The 7,630-nt window shown below is 64.4% G+C and carries 5 protein-coding genes; 2 read left to right on the forward strand and 3 right to left on the reverse strand.

Features of this window, described 5'->3' with window-relative positions; translation table 11 throughout:
• The 3 genes from GXY33_06860 to GXY33_06870 form a co-directional block, all read right to left on the reverse strand.
• On the reverse strand, positions 1–510 hold a 510-nt coding region (locus tag GXY33_06860; GenBank protein ID NLX04846.1), incomplete at its 3' end, for a methyltransferase domain-containing protein.
• Positions 511–800: 290 nt separating this feature from the next.
• Positions 801–3,332, reverse strand: a complete 2,532-nt coding sequence (locus tag GXY33_06865; GenBank protein NLX04847.1) for a sodium-translocating pyrophosphatase — start codon at positions 3,330–3,332, stop codon at positions 801–803.
• A 349-nt stretch (positions 3,333–3,681) separates the two neighbouring features.
• Positions 3,682–4,677 carry a hypothetical protein gene (locus tag GXY33_06870; GenBank protein NLX04848.1) on the reverse strand — a complete coding sequence of 332 codons (996 nt, stop codon included), beginning with the start codon at positions 4,675–4,677 and terminating at the stop codon, positions 3,682–3,684.
• A gap of 343 nt (positions 4,678–5,020) precedes the next feature.
• Between GXY33_06870 and GXY33_06875 the strand changes: the two genes are divergently transcribed.
• Together GXY33_06875 and GXY33_06880 are read left to right on the forward strand one after the other, a co-directional pair.
• Positions 5,021–6,169 (forward strand): PP2C family protein-serine/threonine phosphatase, encoded by a 1,149-nt coding sequence (locus GXY33_06875; GenBank protein NLX04849.1) that lies wholly within the window; start codon positions 5,021–5,023, stop codon positions 6,167–6,169.
• A gap of 208 nt (positions 6,170–6,377) precedes the next feature.
• The coding region (locus GXY33_06880) for a thioredoxin domain-containing protein (protein NLX04850.1) at positions 6,378–7,630 on the forward strand (1,253 nt) is incomplete at its 3' end.

Consider the following 7,630-nt stretch of genomic DNA (forward strand, 5'->3'; position numbering starts at 1 on the left):
GTCAAGGGCGGGCAACCGGTCGCTCTGCCCGAGTTCGACCAGGGCGGCGCGGAATACGTCGTAGAACTCAGCCATGTGACCGGCCGGATTCGTCGTCAGGAACAGGCCCGCGCCCGGTTTGGCGACGCGATGCAATTCGCGCATCACCGCGTCAACATCCGCGAAGTTGTTGACGCCGAGGTTCGAGACGATCACGTTAACTGACGAATCCGGCAGATCGAGCGCAGCGGCGTCCTGTTCGAGCAGGACAACATTGTCTAAACCCAGGTGCGCCAGCTTGCGGCGAAGCCGGGCCATGGCCGCCGTCCACGGGTCCACCGCGATGACCCTGCTCGTCGAACCGCACCGCTGGGCCAGTTCGAGCGTGAGAAACCCGGTGCCGGCTCCAACGTCCAGAATCGTCAATCCCGGCCTGATCGGCACGCGGTCGAGCAGCCGCAGCCCGAACGGCGCGGACCACAACGGCAGTTCATCGTACAGGTCGCCGTATTCCGGGCACGAATAATCGATGCTGTCCAGGCAGTTCACGATATTGCCCTCTTCCCGATTGGGCCGTGGCAGGGCTTCCCAGGCCACGTTCGCATCCCTCTGCCTCTTCGCACGAGTAGGGCGGGTGGTTCTGATCCGCCCAAGGCGGAGCAGGTTCACCCGCCGTCCGAACACCAACGCCGCAAGAAGGCGGGTGAACCCGCGGCTGCGTCGCAGCCCCCAACCCCTGGTCCCGAGTCCCTGATCCCGACAAATAAAAAGGGCGTCCCAAGCGGGATCGCCCTTTTTATCTGCTTATCCGCCGAAGCGGCCTAGCCGGCCAGGCCGATCAGGTCCGCGATCTTCGGGGCGTACTTGACGATCAAGCCCGCGAAGACGACCGAGACCATGCTCATCAGCTTGATGAGGATGTTGAGGCTCGGGCCGGAGGTGTCCTTGAACGGGTCGCCGACGGTGTCGCCGACCACGGTCGCCTTGTGGTTGGCTGAGCCCTTGCCGCCGAACTGGCCGGTCTCGATGAGCTTCTTGGCGTTGTCCCACGCGCCGCCCGCGTTGGCCATGAAGATGGCCACGCCGAAGCCGCAGGTCAGGCCTCCGGCCAGCAGGCCCAGTACGCCGGGTACGCCGAGGACCAGTCCGACGCCCACCGGCACCACGATCGCCAGCAGCGAGGGAATGATCATCTCCCGCTGCGCCCCAGCGGTCGAGATCGCCACGCATCGGGCGTAGTCCGGACGGCCCGTGCCCTCCATGATGCCCGGGATCTCCTTGAACTGCCGGCGAACCTCGATCACCATCGCCGAGGCCGCACGGCCGACCGCCTCCATCGTCATCGCGCAGAACAGGAACACCAACAAGACGCCCGCGAAAATCCCGCAGAGCACCTGCGGGTTCATCAGCGTCACGTCGTAGAACTCCATGTACTGCTTGAGCGAGGCCTTCGACGCGCCGACCAGGACCAGCGGCTTTTTGAGTTCCGCCACGCGGGCGGTTCGGGTGTTATCCTCATCCAGATCGCTGATCTCAAGGGCCAGAGCGCCCAGGGCCAGCGGTTCCGGCGCGTTGTCGCTGATCCGCTCGAGGTCCATCATGGCCGTCGCGTTGTAGACGAGCTTGCCGCCTTTCTCGACCGCGTCCGTCACGCGGGCCCACTTGCTGTGGCCCATGTAGTAAACCTGATTGACCTTTACGTTCGGCTGGGCCTCGATAAAGGCTTGGGCCTCGCGGTTCTGGCCCACGCGGACCTCCTCGACGTACGCCGCCATCAGGGCCAGGGCGGTCAGGGCCGCCGAACCGATGGCGAAGCCCTTGCCGGTGGCCGCGGTGGTGTTGCCGAGGCTGTCGAGGGCGTCGGTGCGCTTGCGGACCTCCGCCGGCTGGTGGGTCATCTCGGCGTTGCCGCCGGCGTTGTCGGCGATCGGGCCGTACGCGTCGGTGGCCAGGGTGATGCCGAGGGTGGCCAGCATGCCGACCGCGGCGATGCCCACGCCGTAGAGGCCGAGCTCAAACTGTTCGAAGCCGCCCGCGAAGGCGAAGGCGAACATGATCGCGACGATCACGGTGGCCAGCGAGGCCCACGTGCTCCGCATGCCGCTGGCGATGCCCGCGATGATGACGGTGGCCGGTCCGGTCTCGGACTGACGGCTGATGTTCTGGGTGGGCTTGTACTCGTAACTCGTGTAGTATTCGGTGCTCTTGCCGATGAGAATGCCCGCGACCAAGCCGCTGACGATCGACCCGAATATGCCCCACGGGCTGACGCCCTCGATGCCGCCGAGCAGCCAGTGGCACAGGACGGCGGCTGCGATCACGATCAGCACGCTGCTGGCGTTGATGCCGAAGCTCAACGCGCCCAGCAGGTCGCGCATCGTCGCGTTCTCCTTGGTGCGAACCAGCAGGATGCCGACGATGCTCATGACGATCCCGATGCCCGCCAGCACCATCGGCAACGCGATCATCTTGACCTGGGCGGCGAGCAGCTCGTTGCCCTGCAGCCCGCCGAGCGCGGCGATCGCGGCCACGCCGAGGGCCGCCGTGGCCAGGATCGATCCGCAGTAGCTCTCGTAAAGGTCGGCGCCCATGCCGGCCACGTCGCCGACGTTGTCGCCCACGTTGTCCGCGATGGTCGCCGGGTTGCGCGGGTCGTCTTCGGGGATTCCCGCCTCGACCTTGCCGACCAGGTCGGCGCCGACGTCGGCCGCCTTGGTGTAGATGCCGCCGCCGACGCGGGCGAAGAGGGCCTGCGAGCTGGCGCCCATGCCGAAGCAGAGCATCACGACGGTGATCTCGATCAGGTCCATCGGATGCCCGAGGGCCGGAGCGAGCTTGGTCAGCACCAGGAACCAAAGGGTGATATCGAGCAGGCCGAAACCGACCACGACCAGGCCCATGACGGCGCCGGCCCGGAACGCGACCTGCAGGCCGCGGTTGAGGCTTTCCTTGGCCCCCTGGGCGGTCCGGTTGCTGGCCAGGGTCGCGGTCTTCATGCCGAGAAAACCGCACAGACCGGAAAAGAAACCGCCGGTCAGGAACGCGATGAACACCAGCGGGTGCTGCACGCCGATGTATCCCATCAGGCCGAGCACGACGCTGACCACGATAAAGAAGATCGCCACCACCTTGTACTGGCGTCTCAGGTAGGCCATCGCGCCCTCGCGGACGTAGCCGGCGATCTCCTTCATCCGTTCGTCGCCTTCGCCCGCCTTCTTGACCTGGCCGTAGAGCACCCACGCGGCGAACAGGGCGATGACCGACCCGATCGGGGCCAGCCACCAGATCGGCGGTATTTCAATCACCGGTTCCGCCAGCGGACCGACAGTGGCGATTTCCGTCTGCGCCTGCATCTCCGTTTGCTGTCCCAATGCGGACGGGCAAACCACGACCGCGAGCGCCGCTGCGGCCACGACGCCCAGCAGCATCAACCTTCTCCTAGTGCTCGTGTTCACCTGCGTTACCTCTCTGAAATAAACGGGACCGTTCCGCGGGTCATCGACGAAACTTTCGTCGTCCGCTGAAGTTACATTACTATCGGCAGGATGCAATCCGAAGGATGACCTGCACCGCCGGCCAAGGCGCGCCGCGCGCCGGGCTTCAAAATTTCACTAAGGTATCGGTGGGGGTCATCAGAGGCAAGCAAAAAACGCGAAATCAGCACTGGAAACCGCTTACGGCGCGGCCAATCCGGCCGTTGGGTCACGAGGTCCGGCCGCGATGCCAGTGGCTCTCCTGGTCGTGCCGCAGCAGGGCTCGCAGCGGCACGCGCTTTTCCTGGAGCGCCGCGACGAGTTCCGTGATGAACCGCAGGCCGTCCTGGTGGTAGCCAGCGGTCGGTTTGATCTGAGGGCACAGGCGGACCCAGTAATCGTTGAACTGGAGCATGAACAGCTCGCGCAGGTACTTGCTGACGATCGAGGCGAGGGCGATCGGAAGCTGGCGGGTCTCGCCTTTGACCAGGAAGTGCAGCCGGATGGCCTTGCCGCCCCAGGAAAGGCTGTAGCCGCTGTGGTCGTCGGTCTCCTCGAGGACTTCGATGGTCCCGGAGGCCCCGAAGCATCGCAGGAGCGTGTCGGTGTATCGCGTGCGGCCGCTCTGGCGGTCGAGATAGATCAGGATTTCCCGTTCCTTGGTTGTGCGGATGATCGAGTCGATCAGGCGGATCGTCTCGTTGAGCAGGAGGGCCGACTTGTTGCGCATCCGGTCGTAGAGATGATTGAATCGGGCTTCGACCATGGGAATGCTCCGGACGAACTCAACGGCGGCGTCGAGGTCGCGGAGTTCGCCGGCAAACATCTTCACGGCGATCCGCAGGTCGTCACGATCGGCTTCGCAGGGGATGGACGGGTCGGCGTGGCAATACCACTGGTGGTATAAATGTGGATCAGGATCAAGTGATATGGCTTTCAGTAGGGCGGTGAGGGTCTCGGGCCGGGGATCGGCGGCGCTCCAGATGGGGGCCAGGGCGCTGCGTTCGAGGTTGGCGAGGGATGAGCGATCGGCGTAGAGCTTTTTGCTGTCGGTGATGACGAGTTTGCCGGTCTTGCGGGAGGGTTTGTTCGTGACGCTTTCGGAGAGCAGTTCCCAGAGGCACATCGAGCCGAGCGCAGAGGGAATGCGAAACCCGACCGCTGAGATCACCAGCGGTCCGAGCACCGGTCCGTATCCCGCTTCGTCGATGCCTACCAGGAGCATGGGCAGTTTCCCTGTTTGCCGCGGCTGGGCGTTGCCTGCCCAATTATAACGGCCGGGGAGGCGATTGGTAGTGGGAAACGGCGAAAGGAGGCCGGTTGAGATCGCGCAAGGCGAGATATTATAGGACGTTATGGGTGGAGGAGGGTGGGGCGGGGGGAGTCATCCGGGGGGTAAGTCAAGGGTTGGGGCCAAAGCGCCGAGTAAGGCAATGGTAACCGTGACCAGTCCACCTTGAGACGCTATGCCGGCGATGGTCCCAGACATTCATGAGCAAGATCGAGACGGGGCGGTTTCAGCCCCTCCGGTGCCGGTCGTTTTGTCGGATCGGCAGGTTCCCCCCGGGGTGTCGGAGTTGGAGGCATCCGGGGCGGCTTGTCTGCGCGTGCATCCCGCGGGTCAGGGGTCGGACGATCTGCCGCTGGTCCGGGATTGCCCCGGGTTGGTCCTGGCGGTTCGTGGAGACGACTTGGAGGTCCGCAAGCGCCTGGGTCGGTGGGTGGCGGCGGTGAGTGAGCAGAATTTGCAGTGCATCATCCTGGCTGACGATCCGAAGCTGCGGTACGACGGGTGGTGGACGACGGCGGACGTGCTGCCGAAGATCCAGTGGTGCGGCTGGGACGTGGGGGCGGAGGAACTGCGGGGGCGGATCGCGGCGATGCTGGACTACCGGCAGGTGTTCGACCGGTCGGAGAAGTATCTCGGGCAGTTGGAGCAGTGGGCTTCGAGTCTGAACAACAGTTTTGAGGAACTCCACCAGGAGCTTCGCCTGGCTTGGCGGGTGCAGCAGGACTTCCTGCCCAAGCAGTTGCCCAACGGCGATCGTGCCCGGTTTGCCGCGTTGTACCGGCCGGCGAGCTGGGTCAGCGGCGACATTTACGACGTGTTCCGGCTGGACGAGCACCACGTGGGTTTCTACGTGGCGGACGTGGTGGGACACGGAGTGGCGGCTGGGTTGATGACGCTGTTCGTCAAACGGGCGCTGGTGACCAAAGAGATCGGCGAGAACTCGTACGTGCTGGTTCCGCCCGGTCGGTCGCTGTCGAAACTCAACGCGGACCTGAGTGAGATGCAGCTTCCGGAGCAGCAGTTCGTGACCGCGTGCTACGCCGTGCTGAATACAAAGACGTTCGAGCTTTCGGTGGCCCGGGGAGGGCATCCGCTTCCGATCCTGATCGATTCGAGCGGCCAGGTTTCGCGGATTGAGGTGCCGGGTCCGTTGTTGGGCGTGTTCGAAGACAGCGAGTATCCGGACGTGCGGGTGAAGTTGGCTCCGGGCGACAAGTTGGTGATGATTACCGACGGTCTGGAGCAGGCGTTCGGCCACGACGAGCACACGGAGCGCAAGGTGGTCGAGGCGCTGGCGAAACTGCACCATCTGGGGGCGGAGGAACTGGTCCAGGCGTTCCATGGCGTTCTGGACTCGTTGGAGAGTTCGTTGCACACGGGCGACGACATCACGGTGGTGGTGGCTGAGGCGCTTCCCAAGTCCTGATCGGATGTTTCCTTTCTTGTCACAGGTCTTTCGCAGAACCCGTTGCGCGCCAAGCTCGTGAATGGAATCAGGTGGATGTGGCCTGTCCGCCGCGGGATCGAGAAGGGGAAATGTTGGACGATCAGCGGTCGGGCGATTAGAATATGATGGCTGGGGTCGTGACCGTTGCGTTTCGGTCGCCAGGAGGCCGTTGTGGGGGGTGTGTCGCATGTCCAGTCATCACAATCACCATCGCCATCGTCATGAGGATCATCATGGAAGCGAGGTCGGACACGTGAATCGTCTGGCCGACGAGAAGAGCCCGTACCTGCTGCAACACGCGGAAAATCCGGTGGACTGGTTTCCGTGGGGCGAGGAGGCGTTTGAGCGGGCCCGCGGGGAGGACAAGCCGGTATTCCTTTCGATCGGCTACGCCACGTGCCACTGGTGCCACGTGATGGAGCGGGAGTCGTTCGAGGATCCTCACGTCGCGGAACTGATGAACGAGGCGTTCGTCAACGTCAAGGTGGACCGGGAGGAGCGGCCGGACATCGACGGGGTGTACATGACGGTCTGCCAGATGCTCACGGGCAGCGGCGGCTGGCCGCTGACCATCATCATGACGCCGGAGAAGAAACCGTTCTACGCGGCGACGTACATTCCGCGGGAGACGCGGTTCGGACGGGTGGGCATGATGGACCTGGTGCCGCGGATCCGGCAGATGTGGCGGGATCAGCGGGAGGAAGTGACGTCGACGGCGGACCGGATCGTGGGGTATCTGCACGATCAGGCGTCGCACGAGTCGGCGATGCTCTCAGCCGAGATTCTGCCGGCGGCGTACAAGGAACTTGCCGAGCAGTTCGACGAGCACTACGGAGGGTTTCGCGGGGCGCCGAAGTTTCCCACGCCGCACAACCTGGCGTTCCTGCTTCGCTACTGGCGGCGTTACGACGAGCCGCACGCGCTGGCGATGGCGGAGAAGACGCTGCAGGAGATGCGTCGAGGGGGGCTTTACGATCACATCGGCTTCGGGTTCCACCGCTATTCGACGGATGAGCGGTGGCTGGTGCCGCACTTCGAGAAGATGCTCTACGACCAGGCGCTGCTGACGATGGCGTACGTCGAGGCCTATCAGGCGACGGGACGGTCGGAGTACGCGGAGACGGCGCGTGAGGTGCTGGGCTACGTGCTGCGCGAGATGCGGTCGCCGGAGGGCGGTTTCCACTCGGCGCAGGACGCGGACAGCGAAGGGGTCGAGGGGCGGTTCTACCTGTGGACGCAGGAGGAGATCAAAAAGGTACTGGGCGAGAACGAGGCCGATCTGTTCATGACGGTCTACAACATCGAGCGGAAGGGCAACTTCATTGAGCCGATGGAGGGGTCGCGGACGGGTCAGAACATCCCGCATCTCAAGGAGTCGCTGGAACGGATCGCCACGGGGTTGCGGATTCCGGTTGACCGGCTGAGGCAGCGACTCGAGGA

It is taken from the genome of Phycisphaerae bacterium (assembly GCA_012729815.1).
In the GTDB taxonomy this organism is placed as follows: Bacteria; Planctomycetota; Phycisphaerae; order JAAYCJ01; family JAAYCJ01; genus JAAYCJ01.

Bases quoted from the DNA above. Each gene is read 5' to 3' on its own strand.
- GXY33_06870 (NLX04848.1), bottom strand. From the start codon at position 4,677: ATGCTCCTGGTAGGCATCGACGAAGCGGGATACGGACCGGTGCTCGGA.
- GXY33_06865 (NLX04847.1), bottom strand. From the start codon at position 3,332: ATGCAGGCGCAGACGGAAATCGCCACTGTCGGTCCGCTGGCGGAACCG.